19 protein-coding genes are annotated in these 24,119 nt (G+C 46.4%); 2 read left to right on the top strand and 17 right to left on the bottom strand.

What is annotated here, in order from left to right; genetic code table 11:
* Positions 1-39: 39 nt before the first annotated feature.
* The 16 genes from ACQW03_RS15390 to ACQW03_RS15315 form a co-directional block, all read right to left on the bottom strand.
* Positions 40-1,734 carry an ABC transporter substrate-binding protein gene (locus ACQW03_RS15390; RefSeq protein WP_076294298.1) on the bottom strand — a complete coding sequence of 565 codons (1,695 nt, stop codon included), beginning with the start codon at positions 1,732-1,734 and terminating at the stop codon, positions 40-42.
* A 74-nt stretch (positions 1,735-1,808) separates the two neighbouring features.
* Positions 1,809-2,711, bottom strand: coding sequence for a carbohydrate ABC transporter permease (locus ACQW03_RS15385; RefSeq protein WP_076294299.1), 903 nt, complete (start codon positions 2,709-2,711; stop codon positions 1,809-1,811).
* A 15-nt stretch (positions 2,712-2,726) separates the two neighbouring features.
* The gene (locus ACQW03_RS15380) at positions 2,727-3,740 is read right to left on the bottom strand and encodes an ABC transporter permease (protein WP_071643015.1); all 1,014 of its coding nucleotides are present in this window, start codon (positions 3,738-3,740) and stop codon (positions 2,727-2,729) included.
* Between the two features lie 455 nt (positions 3,741-4,195).
* Positions 4,196-4,612 (bottom strand): cupredoxin domain-containing protein, encoded by a 417-nt coding sequence (locus tag ACQW03_RS15375; RefSeq protein ID WP_076294300.1) that lies wholly within the window; start codon positions 4,610-4,612, stop codon positions 4,196-4,198.
* Positions 4,613-4,839: 227 nt separating this feature from the next.
* Entirely contained in the window at positions 4,840-6,606 is a 1,767-nt protein-coding gene (gene cydC / locus ACQW03_RS15370) for a thiol reductant ABC exporter subunit CydC (protein WP_076294301.1), read from the bottom strand.
* The gene (cydD, locus tag ACQW03_RS15365) at positions 6,587-8,347 is read right to left on the bottom strand and encodes a thiol reductant ABC exporter subunit CydD (protein WP_441950458.1); all 1,761 of its coding nucleotides are present in this window, start codon (positions 8,345-8,347) and stop codon (positions 6,587-6,589) included. The genes cydC and cydD overlap by 20 nt, the downstream gene beginning before the upstream one ends.
* Positions 8,347-9,360 carry a cytochrome d ubiquinol oxidase subunit II gene (gene cydB, locus ACQW03_RS15360; RefSeq protein ID WP_081366864.1) on the bottom strand — a complete coding sequence of 338 codons (1,014 nt, stop codon included), beginning with the start codon at positions 9,358-9,360 and terminating at the stop codon, positions 8,347-8,349. Before cydB ends, cydD begins: the two co-directional genes overlap by 1 nt.
* Positions 9,347-10,753 (bottom strand): cytochrome ubiquinol oxidase subunit I, encoded by a 1,407-nt coding sequence (locus ACQW03_RS15355; protein ID WP_441950455.1) that lies wholly within the window; start codon positions 10,751-10,753, stop codon positions 9,347-9,349. The genes cydB and ACQW03_RS15355 overlap by 14 nt, the downstream gene beginning before the upstream one ends.
* A 406-nt stretch (positions 10,754-11,159) precedes the next feature.
* Entirely contained in the window at positions 11,160-12,818 is a 1,659-nt protein-coding gene (locus ACQW03_RS15350) for a response regulator (protein ID WP_441950453.1), read from the bottom strand.
* Positions 12,811-14,601, bottom strand: a complete 1,791-nt coding sequence (locus ACQW03_RS15345; RefSeq protein WP_441950451.1) for a cache domain-containing sensor histidine kinase — start codon at positions 14,599-14,601, stop codon at positions 12,811-12,813. Before ACQW03_RS15345 ends, ACQW03_RS15350 begins: the two co-directional genes overlap by 8 nt.
* 165 nt (positions 14,602-14,766) lie before the next feature.
* Positions 14,767-15,348 (bottom strand): peptide deformylase, encoded by a 582-nt coding sequence (gene def / locus ACQW03_RS15340; protein ID WP_441950449.1) that lies wholly within the window; start codon positions 15,346-15,348, stop codon positions 14,767-14,769.
* A gap of 305 nt (positions 15,349-15,653) precedes the next feature.
* Entirely contained in the window at positions 15,654-16,628 is a 975-nt protein-coding gene (locus ACQW03_RS15335; RefSeq protein ID WP_013312001.1) for a polysaccharide pyruvyl transferase family protein, read from the bottom strand.
* Positions 16,603-17,982 carry a lipopolysaccharide biosynthesis protein gene (locus ACQW03_RS15330; protein WP_441950446.1) on the bottom strand — a complete coding sequence of 460 codons (1,380 nt, stop codon included), beginning with the start codon at positions 17,980-17,982 and terminating at the stop codon, positions 16,603-16,605. The genes ACQW03_RS15335 and ACQW03_RS15330 overlap by 26 nt, the downstream gene beginning before the upstream one ends.
* A gap of 73 nt (positions 17,983-18,055) precedes the next feature.
* Positions 18,056-19,006: a glycosyltransferase family 2 protein gene (locus ACQW03_RS15325; protein WP_076294307.1), complete on the bottom strand. Its 951-nt coding sequence runs from the start codon at positions 19,004-19,006 to the stop codon at positions 18,056-18,058.
* Between the two features lie 41 nt (positions 19,007-19,047).
* Positions 19,048-19,989, bottom strand: a complete 942-nt coding sequence (locus ACQW03_RS15320; RefSeq protein WP_441950444.1) for a glycosyltransferase family 2 protein — start codon at positions 19,987-19,989, stop codon at positions 19,048-19,050.
* Positions 19,990-20,193: 204 nt separating this feature from the next.
* Entirely contained in the window at positions 20,194-20,994 is an 801-nt protein-coding gene (locus ACQW03_RS15315) for a DUF1836 domain-containing protein (protein WP_025721933.1), read from the bottom strand.
* Positions 20,995-21,218: 224 nt separating this feature from the next.
* Here ACQW03_RS15315 and ACQW03_RS15310 point away from each other — a divergent pair, with 224 nt between their 5' ends.
* Both ACQW03_RS15310 and bacA read left to right on the top strand, forming a co-directional pair.
* Positions 21,219-22,589: a hemolysin family protein gene (locus ACQW03_RS15310; RefSeq protein WP_104495620.1), complete on the top strand. Its 1,371-nt coding sequence runs from the start codon at positions 21,219-21,221 to the stop codon at positions 22,587-22,589.
* A gap of 125 nt (positions 22,590-22,714) precedes the next feature.
* Positions 22,715-23,512: an undecaprenyl-diphosphate phosphatase gene (bacA, locus tag ACQW03_RS15305; RefSeq protein ID WP_013312007.1), complete on the top strand. Its 798-nt coding sequence runs from the start codon at positions 22,715-22,717 to the stop codon at positions 23,510-23,512.
* A 129-nt stretch (positions 23,513-23,641) separates the two neighbouring features.
* On the opposite strand, the gene ACQW03_RS15300 is transcribed toward bacA, so the two are convergent.
* Positions 23,642-23,968, bottom strand: coding sequence for a thioredoxin family protein (locus tag ACQW03_RS15300; protein WP_013312008.1), 327 nt, complete (start codon positions 23,966-23,968; stop codon positions 23,642-23,644).
* Between the last annotated feature and the right edge of the window lie 151 nt (positions 23,969-24,119).

Below are 24,119 nucleotides of genomic sequence, written 5' to 3'. Positions count from 1 at the left end.
TGTCATTCCGGCATTCAAAAATTCGTTAAAAGCAGTCAGCTATTTAGAAGCCTTGCCACTCCATAACTCCACTCTGTCCTTCACCAGTTGCGTGTATTGCTGTTCCATTTGGACAGCTCCGGCGGCATCCAGTTCTTTAATCATGTTGTCGTATACCGTATCAAAATTGGAAGCTGGTGCTAAAATAGCTTCCGGTATACGTTTGCGGATAATGTCTGTCGTTTTTTTGAATGTAACGTTATAGTTCGATTCATTGTCCGTTGTCAGGTTATAGGCTGCGCCCCAAGGCTTTACATCAAATTCTTTTTTGTCTGGGAACAGTTCTTTCCACGTTTTTACGCCATATGCTTTAAGGGATTCTTTCTCCGGCCCCGAATAAGCCGCGATAATTTGTTCTGGGAATTTGGCTGTGTAGTAGTTACCCGTAGGGTCCTTCACGCCGTCACCATAGTGTCCGCTGATGAGCGTGTACAAATCTATACCCGTGGATTTGCTGAAGTTGGTTGCATTGTTCGTTTTTTGCTCCAGCACATCAGCCGGAATGACACGTTTGCCATCTTTGATCTCATAATGCTTGCCCTCGATCCCCCAGTTCACTAGCACCTGTCCTTCATCAGAAGCTAAATAATCAAGGAATTTAATGGCCCGCACCGGGTCCTTGCAATTTTCCGTAATACCTACACCATAACCGGATGCGAAGCCCGTATCCTGAAAGGAACTATCCTTGTATTCCTCCGAAAGTGTAACTGGAAAATGCGCATAGCTGGAATCGGCCTTGCCTGAGGCCTTTAACGCATTTTCGGCATCCTGATACCCCCACTCCTGGTCGATCAGACCGAGGACACGACCGCTAGCAATTTTGGATTTGTATTGATCACTTTTTTGCACAAACGAATCTTTATCGAGCAGTCCTTCATTGTACATGTGGTTCAACCAACGGAAGTATTCCTTTTCCTCCGAACGTTTGTAATGAAGCTTGGCTTCAAATGTTTTGGGATCAATAAAATATTCACCATCATCCGGCGCTCCAGTCGTCTGGAAGGCAGGATTCGTTACGGTAATCATAATTCTCCAGTCGTCTGCATCCAACGTGAGTGGGATTGTTTTTTTACCATTAATTGTTGGATGCTTGGCTACATAGGTTTTGAGTACGTTTTCATAATCCTGTAGCGTTCTTACCTTTGGATAGCCTAATTCCTTGAGCACCTTATGCTGGATTTCAAATCCCCCCGTGGCGTCAAAATTCTCCTGTCCCACCCCTGCATACGTAGGAAGGACATAGATGGCTTGATCTTTATTACTGTATTTCAACCGATCCATATAGGGTCCATATAGCTTTTTGAGATTGGGTGCATGATCGTTGATCAGATCTGTCAGATCAATCATGGCCCCCGCATCCACAAGCTTGTTAATATTCGCTTTAGGAGAAACCAAGTCCGGGTATTCTCCACTTGCTGCCATCAAAGCGATTCGGTCATCTCCGCCTCCACCGCTGACATCAAATTCCGCATTCAAGGTTACACCTGTTTTCTTGGTGATTTCCTTGCCTATTTCATCCTTCATTCCATTCCATTGCGGGCTTGTATCTGCTCCGAAGAAGCTAAACGTAATTGGGTCTGTGCCGCTGGATGTGCCTTCCTTCGCTGTTTTATCGCTTCCTCCACAACCTGCGAGTGCGGTAAGGGACACCGCGAGCAAGGGAATCAGTGCAAATCTAGACCAGTGTTTTTTCATATATAAATCCTCCTATATTCCTATGATGACTTCTCCTGCAAATAACTGCTATTTTACGACCGGAAACCCGGCTGTTATGATTTCACTGCCCCCAGTGTCATCCCGCCTACAAAATACTTTTGCAGGAACGGATATACCATCAGAATGGGAAGTGTAACCGTAATTGTAATTGCCATTTTAATCGACTCTGGTGAAATTTGGGCCATTTGCTTAGCCATATCGTTACTATTCGTCATACTGGAGCCGCCTTGCTGCGTACTTTGCAGTATCTTCATCAGCTCATACTGCAGCGTCGTCCATTGCGGCGCCCCACCATTATACAAATACGTATCAAACCAAGCATTCCACTGACCTACTGCCAGAAAAAGAGCAATCGTTGCCAATACTGGTTTGCATAGCGGCAAAATAATTTTCCAGTAAATCGTAAAATCATTCGCCCCATCGAGTTTGGCAGACTCCTGCAACGCATACGGCAAACCGTCCATAAAGGAACGAATGACAAACACGTTAAATGCGCTAATTAAGCTTGGAAAAATGTACACCCAAAACGAACCCAGCAGATGCAAATCCCGCATCAAAATAAACACGGGCACCATCCCGCCAGAAAAGTACATCGTCAACGCCAAAAACGTAGAAATAAACTTACGAGCACGAAACTCGACCCGACTCAATGTAAAAGCAAGCATAGACGCACAGATTAACCCGAGTACCGTCCCAACCAAAGTACGAAGAATAGATACTTGCAGTCCCTGAAGAAGGCCATCGTACTGGAAAATCGTTTTGTAATTTTCGAGCGTAAATTGGCGGGGCCATATATAAATACCCCCGCGAACCGTGTCCGTTGAATTGTTCAGGGAAATCGCAAGTACGTTCAGAAACGGGTACAGCGTCAACACCACGATCAGAGCCATGAGGATATAATTGAACAGGTCAAACAGCTTCTCAGACCGGGTAGCATTAAATGCCTTATTCGTCATTTCGCTTCTCCCTCCTTACATGATGCTTTCTTTGGTCAATTTTTTGAATATACCGTTCGCCGTAAACAACAACAAAATGCTAACCAGCGAGTTAAAAATACCAATTGCCGTCCCATAAGAGAAGCGACCCAAATTAATCCCGTAATTGAGCGCGTACAGATCCAGCACCTCGGAATAATCCGTCACGAGACTGTTGCCAAGCAAAAACTGCTTTTCAAAACCGTTGCTCACCAGATGCCCAATCGCCATAATGAACAGAACCGCAATCGTCGAGCGGATACCCGGAAGTGTAATATGCCACATCTGTCTCCAGCGGCTCGCTCCATCCACGCGCGATGCTTCATACTGTTCTTGATCAATTCCGGTGATTGCAGCTAAATAAATAATCGTATTCCAGCCCGTCTCTTTCCATATATCGGAAGCGGTTACAATGTACCAGAACCAGCTCCCCTTTGCCATGAACTGAATTGGTTCATCCACAATATGAAGCGATACTAATATATCGTTGACAATGCCTCCGTCAATGGACAGCATCTTGGTGACCAAACCGGCTACAACTACCCAGGATACAAAATGCGGGAGGTAGGATATTGTCTGCACAAACCGTTTGAACAGCATACCACGCAGCTCATTTAACAGAATTGCAAAGAAGATCGGTACGACAAAACCAAATACAATCCCCATCAGGCTCATCGCTAGCGTATTGCGTAATACCAGATAAAATCGTTCATCCTGAAATAGCTCGATAAAGTTATTCAGCCCTACCCATTTCTGGTCCGAAAAAGATTTGGCTGGCTTATAATTTTGAAACGCCATCGTCCAGCCCCAGAGCGGAAGATAGCTGAAAACAAACACCCATATGACGAAAGGAATGGACATAAAATAAAGATATTTTTGCTGCTTCACACTGTCCCACAAGCCTTTTCCACCACGTTCAGGCTTCGGGCCGCGAGCCTTGCGTGGTCTTCCCCGGTTGGATTCAGGAATCACAGCACTATCGTTGGAAGCGGTTTCAGTTGAAGATCCCATAACAAGCTCCTCCTCATCTCTAGATACTATTATCATACTTTGCTGGCTTGGAAGCGGATACCCGACGAATTAGGAGAAAAATCAGTTCAAAATTAGATATATGGGATGAAAAAAATTACATTCGTGCCACTACGCATGCGGATGGTGCTTCCCATCGCTGTTGTCCCCGGATTTCTTGAATAAGCAACCAAAGGTAGAAATCCGGGGACAAAGGCGACCGCTTCGCTTGTCCAACACCATTCCGCCTACTCCGTTCTCATGTAAATTTTCTGATAGAAGTCTTGTAAAAAACAAAAGATCAGCAATGTAAGCTGATCAGAGGTAAAGGATAAAGGATAATGCATATTGCACCACAGGTGGATGATGGTATATATGCACACTGTCGCAATTAACCTAAATGATTAAAGGGAAAAAAATAGCTTTCTAGTATCAATGTGCTAGAAAGCTATTTTGATTTATTTTACTGTGATCGTCCCGTAGTACATGTACATGCCACAATTATACTCATATACCCCTGGCTTCAAGTCCTTGACGGTAAAATAATTATTTTCGTGATCCAGGTAAACGTCCATTCCGATCTTCAACGACTGCACTTCATCAATGCAAGTAAAGGATGTAATTTTCTTGAAATTGATTTTGGTTGGAACGCCGGCTTTCACTTCAATATTTTTAGGATAGAAACCGTCCCCTTTTACACCCACTGTAACAATCTCATATTTGGTCTTGTCTGGCTCTTCCTGAGCTTGTTTAGGTTGAACGGCCGGAAACGACGACACGCTCCCCTGAAAATAAAATAAGACAAACCCGCCCATGCTCAGGGCTACAAAACCAATCAGCATCAAATGCCAATGCTTAGAGATAAGTGTTTTCATTCATATCAGCCTCTCCAGTTGAATGTCTGCATGTGACGCATCAACTCTAACCAGTATATAAAAGTTAATCAAAATTTTAAATACCTCGTTTCAAAGCTTCTATTAGATGAATCATATCATCCGACACGGTGAGGATCATCACTATTTTTACATGCGGGAATAAAAGCTTAATCAGCGCCGGCCCCTGATGGTAGAATTATTGTATTGAGGCTCAATCTGTTCCTATTTCACAGACTCGGATGATCCAGCTCATACAGGTTGCGGTATCGGGGCTGCTCCTGCCACAGCTGTGCATGACTGCCCCGCATGGAAATGGTGCCCTGTTCCATAAAGATCACCTCGTCCATATGCTCCATCCCCGTCAGATGATGCGTGATCCAGATCAATGTTTTGCCCTCCAGCACACGAAACATCGTCTGCATAAGTTCATGCTCTGTCAGCGGGTCAAGCCCCACTGTCGGCTCATCCAGTAAAACAATCGGGTGATTTTGCAGCAAAATCCGCGCCAGTGCAATTCGCTGTTTTTCTCCACCGGAAAAACGAAGACCCGTCTCCTGCATTCGGGTATCGTAGCCCTCCGGCAAAGAATCAATTAGAGTTCCAAGCCCTACCTGCTCTGTTACTGCACGAACCTCATCCAGCGTAGCATCGGGTCGTCCCAGCCGAATATTGTTCGCTACCGTTGTATCGAATAAATACGGCTGCTGGTTTAGCACCGCAAACAGACTGGAGTATGCTCCACCTGTATATACGGGAATCCCTGCGACAGTGACGCTCCCTTCATCAGGCTGCAATGCACCCTGAATCAGGTTCAGCAGCGTTGACTTGCCCGCACCACTGCGGCCAAGCAATGCAACCTTGCCCCCCTGCGGAACGTGCAAGGAGATATTACGCACGCTCCATTCCTGCGTTGCCGCATAGCGGTAGCTTACGTTGTTCAGCAGCAGGTCTCCTCCGTGGCCCAATCGCATAGCGGTAGCCTGTTCCTCTAGAATGTCTGCTGTTCCGCCTGCTCCAGGTGTAGGTGTGTCTTTCTCCGAATCCTTTAACCGTCGAAGTGAATCCTGATACTCCGGCGCATGAACCACCGCTTCTCCCGCGCGAACGAAGGCATCCAGCAATGGAAAAGCCACAAGGGCAAAGGATGCCAGCCATGTGGCTTCTATACGATTCTGTGCTACCAGTCCCCCGGCCCACACAGTCATAATCACAATCCCGCCGCCTACAACGCATTGTGCGATCCAATGAGAACGCCACTCACTCCGGCGAAGTGAATTTTCCATCACGGCAGCCCTATTGTGCCGTTGTGTAAAGGTACTCAGGAAATGCCCAGTCCGTCCGCTCAGCACCAGATCACTCATGCCGAACAGAGCATCCGTCAGCTCCTGATAGGCTTTACTCCGTTCCTGCTTGAACATTCGCCGTTTGGCGAGTGAGGTCCATAGTGAGATAGCTGGGGCAATAAAAAGCAAAAACCCGCCATATAGCGCCATGAGCAGGGCAAAGGTTCCGTCCATCCGTCCGAGCGCCAAGATGCCTGCTGCATAAATCAGCAAAGCCGATAGCGCAGGCAGAACTAGCTTCAGATAGATGTTTTGAAGCTGCTCAATATCCTCTGCCAGCAATCCTAATAGATCCCCTGTACGGAATTTGCTGCGAATCATCAGCGCCTGCGGTTCTACTGCCCGATATAAGCGTACCCGCATACGGGACACCAGACGCAGTGCGGCATCATGTCCTACCAAGCGCTCCAGGTACTGAATAACCGCTTTACTAAAGCCAAATGTTCGCACAAGCACAATTGGAACGTACACCATTAATATATTTTCCGGTTTTAAGGCCGAACGGGTAATCAGATGGCCGGACGTAAAGAGCAACGCGCCCGCACATCCAATGGCCAGCGCGCCCAAAAGAGCAGCTATCAGAAAGGCCCAAAAATATTGTCTCAGATACGTCACAAACCAGCCTTGACTTCTATTGTCCGTTACTCTCATATCGTCCGTTCCCTCCTTCCGACATCCCCGTCAGCAATCGGTAATATGCCCCCTTACGGGCAATCAATTGCTGATGGGAGCCTACTTCTTCCAGACGACCTTGATCCATCATCCAGACACAGTCCATATCTGACATCCAATGAAGCCGATGGGTGGCAAGAAACATTCTTTTATGTTTCAAAACCGATAAAATCGTCTGTTTTAGCTCCCATTCCGTCTCAATATCCAGATGGGCCGTAGGCTCATCCAATAAAACGACCGGACGATTACTGAGCAATGCCCGCGCCAACGCAATCCGCTGTGCCTGCCCTCCGCTCAGTGTCCGACCTGCTTCACCAATGGGCTCATTCAATCCACCCGGAAGACCGTCTACCAGTTCACGCAGTCCAACCGCGTCAATCGCCCACTCTACCTGCTGGTTGGATGCCTCGGGTTCATAAAAGCGGATATTATCTGCCAGAGAAGCGCTAAACAGGTATGGATGCTGTGGAATATAGGCAATATGCCGTTGCCATTCAGCTTTGGCATCCCCAGCCAATCCGCATCCATTCAGTAGCAGCTCGCCTGAAGTCGGATCAGCAAAGCCGCCAAGCAGACTAAGCAGCGTCGTTTTACCTGCACCGCTAGCGCCAACGATGCCAATCATGTTCATGTGCGGTTCAACATTTGCAGACACATGTTCAAGCCGAGCCGAACCGTCTTCATTAAGGAGGCACACATCAGATAGCTCGAAAATATCCTGTCCCGTGATGTCCAATCCTTTATCGTTAGCTGCCTGTTTATTCGGCTCGTTCGCATCATCTTCTGTACTAAGAATGGAGCGTATTGCTCCCCAAGCCTCCTTACCATCCAGTGAAGCATGATAGTCTGATCCCAACTGGCGTATGGGCATAAAATATTCTGGTGCCAGAATAAGCACCGCAAGCGCTGCCTCCAGACCCACCGAGCCACTAATCAGGCGCAGCCCCAAGCCTACCGCGACAAAAGCGACCGATAGCATACTAAAAAAATCGAGGGCAAATGAGGAAAGAAACGCTACCCGCAGCGTGCGCATTGTTGCTGTGCGGTATTGGTCGCTGACCTTCCCAACCGTTTCCCCATGCTCTTGGCTACGACCCAAAAACCTTAGTGTCTGAAGTCCACGCAGCGAATCCGTGAAATGGTGAGATAACAAACGATAGGAACGCCACTGCTTGTCTGCCTGCTTCCGCGCCGCCAAACCGAGCAAAATAAAGAAGCCCACCAGAATCGGCATCGTAGTCGTCAAAATCACACCTGAAATGACATCCAATGTGAAAACATACACAAGCACAAGTATAGTTACAGCCATCATGTCAATCATTCGAGGAATGGACAGTTCCAAATACGTGCGAAAACGATCCATGCCGTCCAGCGCTAGCGTCACCAACTTGCCGCTGCCTTCCTGCGCTGCAAAACCCGGCCCCCGTTCGAACAAACGTGCAAGCAGACGCTCCCGTAAGGAAGCGCCTGAAGCTTCGGCAAAACGGCCGGCTGTCCGGCGTTGCAGCCAGATCATCGTATGCCTCATTGCAAAAGCTGCGAAAAACAACGCCAGCGACGGCCAAGCCATCACCAGCGGATTTTTATCAAACAAAATCGTAACAGCCTTTGCCAAGAAGACTGCTTGTGCAATCACAGCAGCCCCCTGGAGCAGGGAAAGGGCAGCCAGTAGCAGCATTACTGGCCGAATGCCCTTTAGTTCAAACCATGCCTTATCCATTAGTATTCCAAATGATCCTTCTCACTGAGGCGCTTATGGAAAACAAAATAGCTCCACGCCTGATAAGCCAGCACAAAGGGTAAAAGCGTTGCTGCAACAATCGTCATGGCTTTCAGTGTGTAATGACTGGAGCTTGCATTATAAATCGTCAAATCAAAAGCACTGTTAATTGAGCTCACCATAAATCTTGGGAACAAACCAACGAATAACGAAACGAAAGTCAGCAAAATCAATGCCCCTGTCATCCCGAAGGCCCATCCTTCGCGGCGCTGCTTCAGGAAGTACCACGTCAGCATATAGGCGACAATTCCCACTGCTACCGCAGCATACATAAAGGGACCGCGACGTGCAAATAAATCCGTTACAAAATAAGTCCATACCACCATGCCAGCGAGTAAAATGCCCAATACCGGGAGAAATTTGGACGCAATCACGCGAGCACGATCCCGTACTTCTCCAATCGTCCGCAGGGAAATAAACGTCAGCCCGTGCATTAGGCACATTCCGACCACTGTCAGTCCAATCCATACGGTGTATCCATTGAATACATCGGAAAATCCAGCTTTCAAATCCATGTTTTGCTGAATAGGTACACCTTTCACCAAAGCCGCAAAAGCCATACCGAACAGCATCGGCGGTAGAAAGCTACCAATCAGAATGCAGGCATCCCACGTTCCTGTCCACCATTTCCCTTCAGCCTTGCCTCGGAACTCAAAAGAAACTCCACGCAAGATCAAACCTAGCAAAATAAAGACAAATACCAGATAATATCCGCTGAACATGGTTGCATAAAAATGCGGGAAAGCGGCAAACATCGCCCCTGCTGCTGTAATCAGCCACACTTCGTTAGCATCCCAGAACGGACCAATCGTATTGATCATCAAACGTTTTTGCTGGTCATTACGCGGCACCAATCCTGTGGCCATTCCTACGCCAAAATCAAAGCCTTCCAGAAAAAAGAAGCCAGTAAACAGCACAGCAATCAATAAGAACCATAAATCATTTAGCGACAATGGTGTCACCCCCTTGAGCAAAAGGATCATGAATTACCGTTTGCTGATGCGGCTCAATATCTGGACCTTTGCGAGCCGTACGGTAAAACAGGAACGCCAGCACACCTGTTAAAATTAAATACAATGTGGTAAATGAGATGAACGAGAACAGCACTTCTCCAGCCACAACAGTAGGCGAAACAGAATCTTTTGTTTGAAGTAAACCAAATACCGTCCACGGTTGGCGACCTATTTCAGTCATGATCCAACCTGAAGTATTCCCAATGAATGGAAGGGATATCCCCCATATCATAAGACGGAAGAACCAGCGATGTGAACCTTCCAACTTTCTACGGAACGTCAGATAAGCTCCATATAAAGCGAGTGCAATCATGCCACATCCCGCCGCAATCATAATGCGGAAGCTCCAGAACGTGGTACGTACTGGCGGGATATAATCTCCCGGACCATAGGTTTTCTCATATTCAGCCTGAAGCTCATTCATACCAGGCACAGAGCCGGTAAATTTACTATAGGATAGAAAACTCAAAGCAAAAGGAACTTTAATCTCAAAGGTATTTTCCTTTTTTCCAGGATCAATCCATGCGATAACTGTCCAAGGAGCGGGGTCACCACTGTTCTCCCATAAGCCCTCACTGGCAGCCATCTTCATCGGCTGTGTTTTCACTAAATATTGAGCCTGACCATGACCAAACAAAGGAATAGCAATGGCACTGATTAAAGCAACAATAATGCTCAATTTGAAAGAAGGTTTAAAAAAGTCCATATTCTTTTTGTGCATCAGCTTCCATGCACTGATACCCGCGATCAGAAATGCCCCCGTTGCAAAAGCAGCAAACAATGTATGTGGGAATTCCCATAACAGTTGTTCGTTCGTTAACAGAGCAGCAAAATCTTTCATTTCTGCACGTCCATTTTGAATCTCATATCCTACTGGACGCTGCATGAATGAATTAGCAGCTAGAATCCACAATGCCGATAACATCGTACCGATAGATACCAACCACATACAGATTAAATGGACCGTTTTGGACAATCTTTCCCAACCGAATACCCATAATCCGATAAAGGTCGATTCCAGGAAAAATGCAAGTAGCGCTTCAATCGCCAGCGGCGTACCGAATACATCACCCACAAAACGGGAAAAGTCCGACCAGTTCATCCCGAACTGGAATTCTTGCAAAATCCCGGTGACTACGCCCAATGCAAAGTTAATCAGCAGAAACGTTCCCCAGAATTGAGCCATTTTTTTGTACAAGTCATTTTTCTTGATCACATACATAGTCTCCATAATTGCCACCAATAACGACAATCCAATGGAGATCGGCACATAAACAAAGTGAAGAATCGTTGTGGTTGCAAACTGCAACCGTGCCAAATCCAATACGTCCATGATGTTGCTCCTCCCCCTACACTTCTCTTAACATTGTTTTATAGTGTCTGTAATCTGAAGTTCTCTACCTTTGTGATAGTATTCACACTCTTACATATGCAGCGACCACTTTTTAGATAATGACTCACTCAACTACCTTAACCATGGTTGTCATGATCCGGCTTCAGATTATCCCCATTATATAGAATAAATTTAAATGAAATAGAATCGAAAATGTGAACATCGTGTCAAAGCTGTGTCATAATGATGGCGATTTGATGAAAACGGCCTAAACTCCATAATAAATGTGACATTTTCGATTGAACTATCCATTTTTCCATCATAAAAAAGAGCCTCTCTTCGTTCGGAGATCGTACCTCCGACATCTGCAAGAGAGACTTCATAGCGTGAAAAATTTGTGATTCTATCAACAGCCATCTGTTCCTCCATTCTTTTGAACCCGATTACGGTAGGAGGAAGGTGACATTCCAGCATACTTTTTAAATTTACTATGAAAATAATCTGCATTCGCATATCCCACGCGTTCCGCTACCTGGTGCACCTTAATTCCTTGTGCAAGCAATTCCCTTGCTCGCTCAATCCTCACCTTATCCAGGTAGGCATTAAAGGCCTCGCCAGTATGACTTTTGAACAATTTGCCCAAATAGCCACTATTGTAATTGAACATATCTGCCAGTAACTCCAATCGCAAATTTTCATCATAATGACTATGTATAAAACCAATCATTTGTTTCATGATGATGTTTTTGCCACCGGGATCAGTCTGGCCAATCCATTGCAACACATGCTCCAGCGAGTGATCCACCAGCTCGCCTAATGTGGAATAAGCATATACATCGGTTATAAAGCTGGAGTGCTCCTCCAGCACGGTTCGGCTGTGATCCTGTCCGGCTGCATACTTGTTCAACGCCAGTGTGAATGTTTGGGCGAACGCCGCCTTGATTGCAGATTCTGTGCGATAAATTCGTGGAAATTGGCCTTCCATTTCCTTAATGACACGGGTTGCAGCTTCACTATTAGCCATATCTAGCGCATAGTAAAGCTTTTCTGCATAACGTATGGGATCATCTGTGGCACTATCAGGCGCTCCACTTATTTCAGTCTCGATGATCTCCAATTCGTGTAGGTCTCCTGAAAGCATGACTCTTTCTGCCCGGAACAAAAACGTACGCTCTAACAATCGTAGTGCCTGCTCAAAGGATCTGGGAATGTCGCTAAGAATGGCTACAGGATCACCGGCAGCCACATAAATTTCCGTAGCCCACGGCTTTAGCTCCTGTCGCCAAGCAGCCAGCAACTGAACAGCATCTTTCTCCGTTTTTAACGTGGCGGGAAGCAAGAGACCCATATATATTCCCGCCTCAAACACGATACCTCTGCCCTGCTCATGGCACAATTCTGTTAGCCGCTGCTTTGCTGCCGACTGCCGGGCTTGCCGATCCCAGTCAGGTATACGTAAATCCAGCAGAATAACCTGATAGCTACTCCAGTCCAATGCTGGTAACGCTGGCTGTTGTCCATGTTTTCCGTTACCGCTTTGATGTTCAGCTTGCTTGGATGCTCTGTGCAGAAAATCAATGCTTTCCATAGCATTACGAGCATGCTCTTGATGAACAGGAAACAATAGTGCTTCGATCCAATTACGCTCATGGGAAGGTGGACTTCCCCATTTGCCGTCTTCTTTCTCGTCCTCAATGTTTTGCCGTACCCGTTTCAACTCTGTCGTCATTTCTTCCTCATCAACTGGCTTCAGTAGATAGCCATCGACCCCGAAGCCCATGGCTTGCCGTGCATAATCAAAGTCTGCATATCCACTTAATATGAGAAAGTGAAATGGCTCTCCGTTCTTTTCACGTATGCTTCGTATAACCTCCAGTCCACTCATCCCGGGCATACGAATATCTACAATAACCAGCTCTGGCCGATGCTCTCCGAACTTATCCAAAGCCTCGCGTCCGTTCCCTGCCGTATCGACAACATGGAAGCCACAATTCCCCCAGTCGATAATGGAGGACAATCCTTCACGAATCGCAGGCTCATCATCAACAATCATTGCTTTATACATTCGACTCTTCCTCCCTTGGTATGGAAAAGTATACGGTTGTTCCTACTTGTAATGCGCTTTCAATATGCAGTCCATGACGTTCACCATACATCAATGTTAGACGTTGATGTACATTACGCAGACCAATACTGCTGCCTTCCGGCTCATCCGTTCCCCTGATCCGAGCTAGCAGATGGGTCAGTTGCCCAGCTTCCATGCCGATCCCGTCATCTTCTACTTTAATGTTCAATTCTCTTTGTTCTATTGTAATATCTACCTTCACGGTAACTGGCTCTTCCTTATTTTCCAGGCCATGAATGACTGCATTTTCCACCAGTGGTTGTATGATTAAGGGTGGAATGGATATGTCCGTTGCGCCTTCTTCCAAATTCACTTCATAGATCAAACGATTTCCAAATCTGAACTGCTGAATTTGCAAATAGGATCGCACCATATCCAGCTCCTGTAGTACCGTCGTTTTACCACTGCCAATCTCCAGATTCCGGCGCATCAACCTGCCAAGTAAACGCACCGTCGTTGCAATTTCCGCTTCCCCATTCAAATGCGCTTTCATTCGAATGGATTCTAACGCATTAAACAGAAAGTGCGGATTAATTTGGCTGGCCATCATTTTTAGCTTGATATCCTTTTGTGCCAATTCCAGCCTGTTATTGTGCTCACTCGTCTCATAGACCTGCGCCATGAGTTGGCGAATACTACTTACCATATAGTTGAAACGGCGGGATAAGTCCCCGATCTCGTCCCTTCCTTCCACACTCGATACCACATGAAAATCGCCCGCAGCTACCTTATCCAGCTCATAGCTCAACCGCTGTAGGCGTTTGGTAATCAGCCAGGAAATGATGGTGATCAGAATCAGTGCCATAACCAGCACTGCAAGAACACATAAAGCACCGATTAGGCTGATTCGGTTGGCTCCCTGTACAATATGCTCTGTCGAAAACACTGAAATAATCGTAAATCCGCTCACACTGGAGGCGGGCAGCAATTCATCCACGATGATGTTGGAGGGTATTCCGTTGATTTTCGCTTCATATATTCCCTTACCCGCACGCTGGACATCAAAGCCCAAATGTAAATCGCTCAACGTCTGGCCCACCGACAACGGACGAGTAGCTGCGACCACAATCCCGTTACGATCCGTAATCAATGTTTCAAAAGGCTCCTTGCTCAGCATATGATTCAACTCGGTCTGACTCAGCGATATCATCAGAACTCCCTTGGTATTGTATTCGGGAAATGGAATTTGCCGTACCAGGCTCAGGCGATTAACCGGGTTATCTTCCTTATCCTGAATGTAAAACCAGTTAATCGCCGTCCCCTTCAAAGCCGTTTGGAACCACTGCTGCCGCTCAATGTTAGAGTCCACTGGAATAAACTCCAGGTTATTGACAAGCGTCGGATTGTACGAATAGAACCGGATGGTAGCAACCTCTCTATATTGCTGAGTATACTCATTAAAATCCTTGTATTGATGATACGCATTCATTAGCTCTACCATACCCGGATACCGTCGGTTCGCCATCTCCCTCAGCCTCTTATCGAACATGAGCCCATTTGAAATATCCGTTGGCACACGCAGTAAATTTGCCGTCTGGCTCTTGATCTTTTCCACATTGTTTACCGTCTGGGCAATTGCACTATTCAATGCCTGCTCTCGCAAATAAAAAGTAACGCAACCGCCTACCACCAGCACCGGGATCATGACAATCAGTACATAGGAGAACAGCAGCTTATTCCGCATACGCATATTATTCATCAGAAGCCGTACTCCACGATTCATGTCATCCCTCCCATAAGATAAGCGCTTACATTTTTGTGTATTTTCACATCCTCTATCACGAGCTACATGTTTCCAGTTTAAAGCTTCGTAACCTCTATATCCATATTTTTTTGCAAAATTAAAAAAATGTGGCGAACGGAGTCACCACACTTTACGGATCATGAGCTATTTACGTACAAAAGGTTCGATATGCACTCCCTGCGGCAGCTTGTGCGGATCTTCCGGATTGATACGGTCATAGAACATAATACCGTCTAAATGGTCCATTTCATGCTGTACTACAATCGCTGCATAACCTTTGAAAGTCAATAGCTCCTGTGTTCCGTCTGGCAAATTGGCCTTAATACGAATTTTTTCATAACGAGGTACATATCCGGCTACGTACCGATCTACAGACAAGCACCCCTCACCTTGTTCCAAATAAATCATAGACGTGGAGTGGCTGACCAGCTTCGGATTAAACAACGCATACTCTACCGTTTTGTCCCCATCTTCATAATAAATAGCGCACATTCTTTTGTTCAAACCTACCTGATTCGCAGATAATCCCACACCCGGGCGCAGTTCATAGCGGGTAGCCAGCTCTTCATTTTGGCTATTTTTCAGATAATCCAGCATCCATTGCATCTGTTGAAGATCCTCTTCAGACAGTGGCAAGCATACCGGCTCAACCTTCGTACGCAAAATAGACTCCCCTTCACGCACGATATCCTTCGTGAGAAGCATGTCCATTGATTGATTACTCATTCGTCAGCCTCGATTCATTAAAATAAATATACTTTCATGTTATTCTGCAAAAGTTAGGGGAGTGAGTTCCCAATATTCCTACAAGTTTTATCCCATAAATTATATCTATTCATGAAATGAATTGTCAAAATGAAGCGGTATTTAAGTCATTAAATATTCATTGCCTTAATGGTTTATCTAATTAACAATTATACTTATGCTCTATATAGCACAAAACGAAAAACCTCCTTAACCAATGAAATGGTCAGGAGATTTTTTGCCGTTATCATACCTTTGAAATCAATCATACGTATCTTTTCTTACTATTAAGATGGCTGCTCCAACGCACTTGGAGCTTCACTAAACAGCTGCGCTTTTGGGTTCGGCTGTGTCCAGGTATTATAATATTGCGAGTTCTTGCCGTAGGAATTGTCAATGACAACGTGCGGCATATCAAGCAGACAGGCCAGAATGTGACCGTGCAGTCGTGAAGTACGAACCTCGCGGTAAGAGCTGAACAGCGTAACCGCCTTGTTCATGAGATGGTCTGTGTACTTGTACCAGAACGTACGCGTAGGCAACGGGCCGCCAATTTTCTTATCCAGTCGATAAAACTTCTGGAAATAAACAATTCCCTTCACTTCCAGCGGAGTGAACAAAGTATCCCAGTCCAGCCGGTGAGCGGCATCTGCCTCGTCATCGAACTTCTTTTGTCCACCCACCGTTTCAATATCAGTCCGCAGGAAATACAATACATCCTTCACTGTTTCCGTAGTCGGCTTCAATGGCCAGAGCTGGTGCGCCATATCGGGACATAGTGTGATACTGCACTGGTTCAGCTTGTCCTTAGCCCACTGATAAGAGCGAGTATCCCGCACAAACATATGTAGATCTGGGTGAGCATTAAACAGGGCAGCGACCTCATTAGCCTTCTGTTCAGATTGAAAGTGGATCGTTTGCGGCATAATCACAATTCGGTGGTTAGGGAAATCGCGAACGATGCGTTCCCGCAAATTTTGGTGATTTGAATAGAGATCGCCGAAGTTGCCGCCGCCGTGGCACACGATAATCCAGTCACCTGGAATTTGAAGCTGATCGGGAATATCCATGGCGCTATAACGGGCACGGACACGGATGCCATTATCCTTGAAGAACGCCTCGGTGCCTTTCATGATGAGTACATCCCCACCGTTATTATAGACGGGATAGTCTACATAAATGATATTCGAACCTTGGGGGACTACGTCGAGAATGACGCTCAGCTTATTTTTCAGTTTAGCCATGGGATGCAAATTCGGCATCTTTCAGTTCTCCCTTCCTGCGCTTCTTTTGTATAGTCTGAATGACAAATGTAATATCACTTTTATCAAAAATGATCCGTGATAGCGGAACATTGAAAAACATGGGGAACGAGAACAGTGAGAATGCCAACCGTACACAAGCGCCTACAAGCAAAGCAATCGCAATGCCGTCCAGACCAAAGATCGGTGTACAAATAAAAAATAGACCGACGGTGATCGCATAGGCTACAATTTGCCGGAACAATACCAGTCCCGGACGTCCCAGAGCGTTAAAGGCCGAAGCCAGAATCCATGAGCCACCACCAATGATACATTCCAGTGACAGCAGGTAGAACGTTAGCGATGCTTCCAGGAAAGCGGGGCCGTACAGCAAACCCAGCATGTATCGTCCAATGAAGAGAGCAGGCACAATGACGATTAGCATCGCAGCCATAGAGATGCGAAAAGCACGGCCTACTGTTTCGACAATCTTGCTGTGCTCCATCCCCGTCACCTTTGGAAAGGTAACGTTAGTGACGGCATTTTGCACCACATTGAACACACGAGACAAGGCGTAGACGACAGAATACAGACCGAACGCTTTGGGTGATAGCAGCGCCACAATAACGATTTTGTCCGTTTGTGTGGACAGCGTCCCCATCAGCTCCATCCCGTAAACCCTCGCTCCATAGCTATAATAAGGACGAAGCACTTGACGGCTGGTAAATGGGCGGAAAGCTCGCAAATTCATATACTTGCGCAAACGGAGGAACGCCCATACTAGCGCAAGGAAACTCGCGGCAAAATTCACTGCTCCTGCCAGCTGCACATTGAGCAGGTCCATCAGCCACAGTGTCACCAGACCGATGAAATTCAGTAACGGGTAGTAAAACAGCAGGCCGTTATATACGCTAAATCGATCCAGCCCTTGCGACAATGCTGTCGTCAGCGCTGTAAGCACTGCCAGCGGTATGGCTGCCGCACAATAAAGCTGGGACAGCTGGATGATGTCCGCACCATAACCATTCAGCCACAGCGGCATGCATATCCAGGCCACCGCTCCCGCCAACAAGCTGGCAGGCAACTGAATCCAGAGCGACAACGCCAGCAGTTCTTCCGTCGTGCCTGTTTTCTTCTTGAGGTTATAAATTAACGACGTTGGTAATCCGAAGCTCAACACACTGCCGATCAGCGTAGGCCAGAACAGAACTGCCGCCAGTTCTCCTTTCCCCTCTACTCCGAGCATACGTGCGGTCAGGATGGAAGTCAGGGTCGTGACGATTAGCACAAAAAAATTGTTAAAGCTCGTGCGCATGATCGTTTTGGCGAGACTGTCACCCGTGAATACTTTCCTTGCTGCTGTCCATGTGCTCATGTTACGTCCAACTCCTGTTCCTTATTAAGCCTCTCGTCTCTATGCTCACATTGCGTCTTTTGACGCACCTCCATCAGCCTACCGTTTTTTTGGAATTGCGCTCAGGCAACTGCCCGCCAACAGGCTCCTTTGGAATTGAAAAGATCGCTTTCAACGCTCTTCTATAGCCTTGAATGGCAGTATGATTTTTTTTGGGCTTTTCTCTCAAAATCTGATACAACGTCGTCCAGTATAGTGCTGCATAACCAATCGGCCCAGATCCCTCGTCACGCAGCAAATGAATATGATTCATCACCCGCATATAAGTAACCTGCTCCATATTGTCGCGCGAGGACGGCGATTCGTGATGAAGCAGCGTAAGCGCCGGGTTAATGTATAACGGACCGCTTTTCATTGCGATGCGTGAAAGCAATAAATCCTCGCCTACGCTATAGCTTTGCAACCAAGGTACCGGCTCCAGACTGCGAATCGCCTCACGGCGAAATGACATATTGCAGCCATGAAAAAACTGGGTTCTAAACGTCTTCTTGGCCTTATGCCAGTTATACATCGAGCCGGACTGACCGCTGAGGGACAACCTCCCTTTGGACAAAGACTGCTGGAATGACAGCAAGCATCGAATCGTTCCCATGAAGCTGTTAGTCATTCCCTGTGCAATACCGCCGACACCAGCGGCCTGCGGGTAAGCCTCATAGGTACGCATCAACTCATTCAAATAGTTGCTCGGCAGCTCAACGTCATCGTCAAGGAACAAAATGATGTCACCCTGCGCAAGTTCAGCTGTCTTTACACGAGATAACCATAATCCCGGCTGCTCCTTGCGATGATATCGGTAGGTAATTCCCGCTCTGCCCAACTGACGCTCATAACGTTCCAGCACATGTTTCGGCAGTTCTCCGTCGTCAATAATCCATAGCTCGGTTTCACATGCCTCCGGTGCTCCCCCAATGGCAATTGAATTAATGCATCGGGTCAGATCATCAACCCGATTTCGGGTGCACAGAGCAATGGACAAGCTTAACATCATACTCCCCCTTTATCCTGTCAGTGTGTAAAGAAAACAGTTTACTGAACCGCCGGGCCTAAATATTCGTTATATTTTTGCTTGCGCGGATTCAGAATGAACAACACCCCCTGCTTGTATCCATCTGCGGCATTAAAATTGCGGCGCAGCATTTCTTTGAGCATCAAGTAGGATAAGGTCCATAAAAGGGCTCCATACTGAATCACTCCAGCCTTTTTCAAGGCAAGAAAATAATAGTGGTTAATCGCTGTAGCCTTGGCTACTTTGCCCGCCTTATCGCGCGAGCTTGGAGATTCATGATGAATGATGGTTAAGTCAGGATTGATAACCAATTTGCCGTAACGGCTCGCCAACTGGCACATGTACAAATCGTCAGCCACGGCATAACTGGTCATCCACGGATACGGCTTCATGTCCCGAAGCGCATCCCTCCGAAATGACATATTGCAGCCATGGAAAAATTCTGTATCGAAAACCTCAGTCGCTTCGCCCCAACGCAGCAAAGAACCTGCCAGACTACTAGGCGAGAGCTTGCCGAGGGATGAAGACATCTGAAATGTCAAAACGCCCAGCAGCTTTCCTGCCCGGCTCGAATGTAATCCCTTTGCAATCCCTCCAACACCCACAATCGTTTCTTCCTGATCATAGGTATCGAGCAAGCGCCGGATATAGAGTTTATCGTCCAGTTCTGCATCATCGTCAAAATACAGCACAATATCATACCGCACAAGGGACAAGGCCTCATAGCGGGATAACCAAACACCGGGACGACTTTTTTTATAATATTTCAAAACACTTTGAGGCAATCCGGATACCATGTGACGGTACTGCTCGATCTGTTGGTCGGAAATATCGCCGTCATCAACAATCAGCAGTTCTACAGCCGTATGCTCCAATTGCTGCTGTACTGCAATAGATTGTATACAGCGTGTCAGGTCTTCGATCCGGTTGCGGGTACAAATGATGATGGAGACATCGGACATGCCATTACCTCCTGTGTGTGTATCCAGATGCTTTGGAAGAGATATTCAAAGTTTTTCCAATTGCTGGATTATATATGTTTATTGTATCTTTGACAGCGTTTTAGTGTATATACCTCTTTTGTATACTTTTTCAGTCTCCAAAAGGGTAGACAATCCTCTAAAAAGAGCAAAAAAAAAGGATTGGCTTCTAGTGCCAATCCTGATTTACCCCTGGAAGTCCAGAAACAACGTCGCATTCACATACCGACGTGCCATGGACAAAAAATAACTATTTTGCACCGCTACTGCTGCCACCAGCAAAGTATTACGCACCGCTTCACACTGGTTAGGGGTCAAATGCTGTAAACGGCTGGTGTATTGATCAGCCGCCTGAACCAGCAGCTCCTCTGTCGCACCTTCCTGACGCTGCTGTCCTGTAACGGAATTTCCGTTGTCCTTTGCATAGCCTGCTCCAGCAACATCGAGCAGTTGGTCTCCGTTCGCATCCAGCTCCTCAAACAAAGTTGAATAGGCGGCGTACAAATCGACCGGCTGAATCAGATCGTCCGTATCATCTTCGGGTTGTTGGAACAGGATATGAAATAGCTGACGAATGGATTCAAAATCAAGACATGATTTTAAATCTTCCACAATGAGCAATATAGCTGCCTGGTTGACCGAGTATTTTTTGCCGATCTTCGGAGCGCCGAGAAATTCCTTGAAGTCGCGTTTGACCCAATTTTGCATGGATGCCAGTGAGACATGGCTGTATTCGACCAGTTGACCCAGGGAAACGATCTCCTGCAGCGAAAAGGCTGCGCTGTGCTTACCCTTGATGATTTTATCTAGCACAGGTGTCACGTCGGTGTATAAAAATGTCGGCATCGTGCTCCCGGAACGGGCGAGATGGCTATGAGTGCGCCTCCAGGCGTCCTGCAGAACGGCCAAAGGCTGCAATTCGCGGCGCCCTTCCATGGCCAGCAGCAAATGGGCCATATCACGACGAGTAAGGGTAAAAGACTCCATCTGCTTTCCTCCCTTTATTACATTTCAAGTTCATTTGAACTCATCATACGCCCTCAAACTAGGCTTGTAAAGTGAAGCAATGAGACGTCCGGGTTCTATTATGCCTTATTTTCCGTGTAAATTGGAGGTAGGTGACCTGCTACGATTCCATATGAACCTTGTATATTTTCTTTTAAGTTCTTAAAATAAGTTCAAGTGAACTTAAAATGGAGTTCCTTAAAAAATTGAACGAAAAAGGGATGAGTGAAAATTATATGGGTATAGGTGTCAGTCTATTTTTGTTTGCGGTGTTGATTTTATTTAGTGCTTTCTTCGTGGCTACCGAGTTTGCGATTATTAAAATCCGTTCCAGCCGGGTCGATCAGCTGGTCGTGGAGAACCGTAAAAACGCACTGGCGCTACAAAAAGTCGTCAATAATCTGGACGGCTACCTGTCCGCCTGTCAGCTTGGTATTACGATTACAGCGTTGGGACTCGGCTGGCTCGGTGAACCGACCGTAGTCAAATTGCTGGAGCCTCTCTTTCAACAGCTCAACATCAATGGGGAATTTTCACATATCCTGGCCTTTATTATTTCATTCGTCATTGTAACTTACCTGCACGTGGTGATCGGCGAACTGGCTCCCAAAACATTGGCGATCCGCAAAGCGGAAGCTGTCAGTCTGTTAACCTCCCCAGTCATCGTGTGGTTTAACCGGATTATGTATCCGTTTATTTGGCTCCTTAACGGCTCGGCCAATCGTCTGGTTCGTCTGTTTGGTCTTCAACCGGCTAGTGAGCATGAAGAAGCGCACTCTCAGGAAGAAATTCAGATCATTTTGTCCGAAAGCGTGGAAAGTGGTAAGATCAATAACACCGAATATGGCTACGTAAATCGTATCTTTGCATTTGACGAGACCGTTGCCAAAGAAATTATGGTGCCACGTACAGATATGGTATGCTTGTTTACGAATCGCTCGCTAAAAGAAAACATGCTGACTATTCACGAAGAGCAGTATACCCGTTTTCCGGTGGCGACAGACAGCAAGGATCAGATCATTGGTATGATTAATACCAAACAGCTATTCCTTGAGTATGATCGCAATCCCGAGCTTGTTTTCGACAGCCTGATTCAACCGATCTTGACCGTTCCGGAAGTTATCCCCGTCAACACACTGCTGAAACGTATGCAGAAGGAGCAGGTTCATATCGCTCTCCTGGTCGATGAATACGGTGGAACCTCCGGCCTCATTACCATTGAGGATATTTTGGAGGAGATTGTTGGCGAAATTCGGGACGAATTTGATAAGGATGAACGGAAGGAAATCGAGAAACTGACGGAGAACAGTTATTTGATGGATGGTAAAGTGATGCTTTCCGATCTGAGTGATCTGACGGGCTTGACATTGGACGATGAAGACGTGGATACTGTCGGAGGGTGGGTGTATAGCCGGGTTCCGGAACCTAGACAGGGCAAGGAATTCATAGAAGAGAATGTGAAATTTATCATTCGTGAAATGGGTAAAAATCGTATTCGTCGGGTGGAGATTATTTTACACCACACATCCCCCGCATCTGAATGGGAAGCAGAATCGGACACTTCTTCCCGGGAGTGAACCGTGTGACCTGAGCGTGTATCTTTGCACTTGACACTTGTGTTCACTCCTACTGAAATGACATATTCCCAGGGCAAACGGCTTAGGTCGTTTGCCCTGCACGCGTGTAAGGAGGAGCTAGTAAAGTGGATATTTTATCTTCTATTATTATGGGAATTATTGAAGGACTGACAGAGTTTTTGCCGGTCTCTTCGACGGGTCACATGATCCTCACGGCTGATCTTCTAGGATTAAACACAGAGAATGATACGGTCAAAACGTTTGAGGTTATCGTGCAATTAGGTGCTGTGCTGGCGGTCGTCGTATTATACTGGCGCAGATTTCTGAGCCTATTTGATTTTAGACGCAAAATCTCGAGCCAGCCACGTCTAAACCTGTTACATATTATTTTAGCCATGATCCCTGCAGGCTTGATTGGCGTACTGTTCCGTGATGTAATCAAGCAATACCTGTTTGGTCCTGAAACGGTTCTCTACAGTTTGGTCATCGGAGGCCTGTTGATGATTGCGGCTGAGAAATTCCATCCGCCCATTAGATCACATACGTTGGATGAGATCACGTACAAACAGGCTTTTACGATCGGGTTGTTCCAAGTCCTAGCCCTATGGCCAGGTTTCTCCCGTTCAGGCTCAACCATGTCTGGGGGCCTATTCGCACGTGTAAGCCATACCGCAGCCGCGGAATTTACATTCCTCGTATCTGTTCCGGTCATGCTGGGTGCATCGGGTATTGATATGATCAAAAGTATGGATCATCTGTCTATGAGTGATTTCCCAGTGTTCGCGGCCGGCTTTATTACTGCCTTTATCGTCGGGATGCTGGCGATCAAAACATTCCTCGGTCTGCTCAAACGCTTGAGCCTGACTACATTCGCCATTTACCGCTTTGTGCTGGCGGCTGTGTTCTTTTTCATTATTTTATAAGCCATCGTTTGGTACCAATAAATAAAAAAAGGGATATCCATAGGGTCTGAATGATCAGCCTTGGATATCCCTTTTTTTATTTTGCAGAAAGGATAGATCGTACTGAACTATCCCTATCATGCGTTCTGATTATTGTTTGGATTCCAGCGTAGTCAAATATTCCGAGATTTGAGCTGGCGTTTTAGCGTATTTGCTGTGCAAATGAGCAATTTTTTCGCCATTACGGAACACGAGCAGACTCGGAATGCCGCGCACTTGATTTTCTTCTGCAATCGGCTGGAATTTCTCCGCATCAAGGGCAAAGAAGCGCTTATCCGCGTTTTCCTCAATAATGCCGTCCATAAATTTATCCAGTGTCTTGCAATCCGGACACCAGGTTGTATCAAATTTCACGACAGTCAGACCGTCACCGTTAATTAAATCCTGATATTGCTGCTGAGATTCGATGCGTTCCATTCGTTGGTCCCTCCTAGAGTGTATTTATAACGTCTCCATATTCACATATGAATTATAAACCGAGGCTTATTCCTATATTGTAATGATTCTTTTATAAATTGCAACTGGGATAGGTACATGTTTGAGCACTTGTCCTATTATTGTTGCTCGG

Origin of the sequence: Paenibacillus sp. DRB1-1, assembly GCF_052119485.1 — a bacterium.
In the GTDB taxonomy this organism is placed as follows: Bacteria; Bacillota; Bacilli; order Paenibacillales; family Paenibacillaceae; genus Paenibacillus; species Paenibacillus polymyxa_B.
This window is presented reverse-complemented; position numbering and strand designations above follow the sequence as displayed.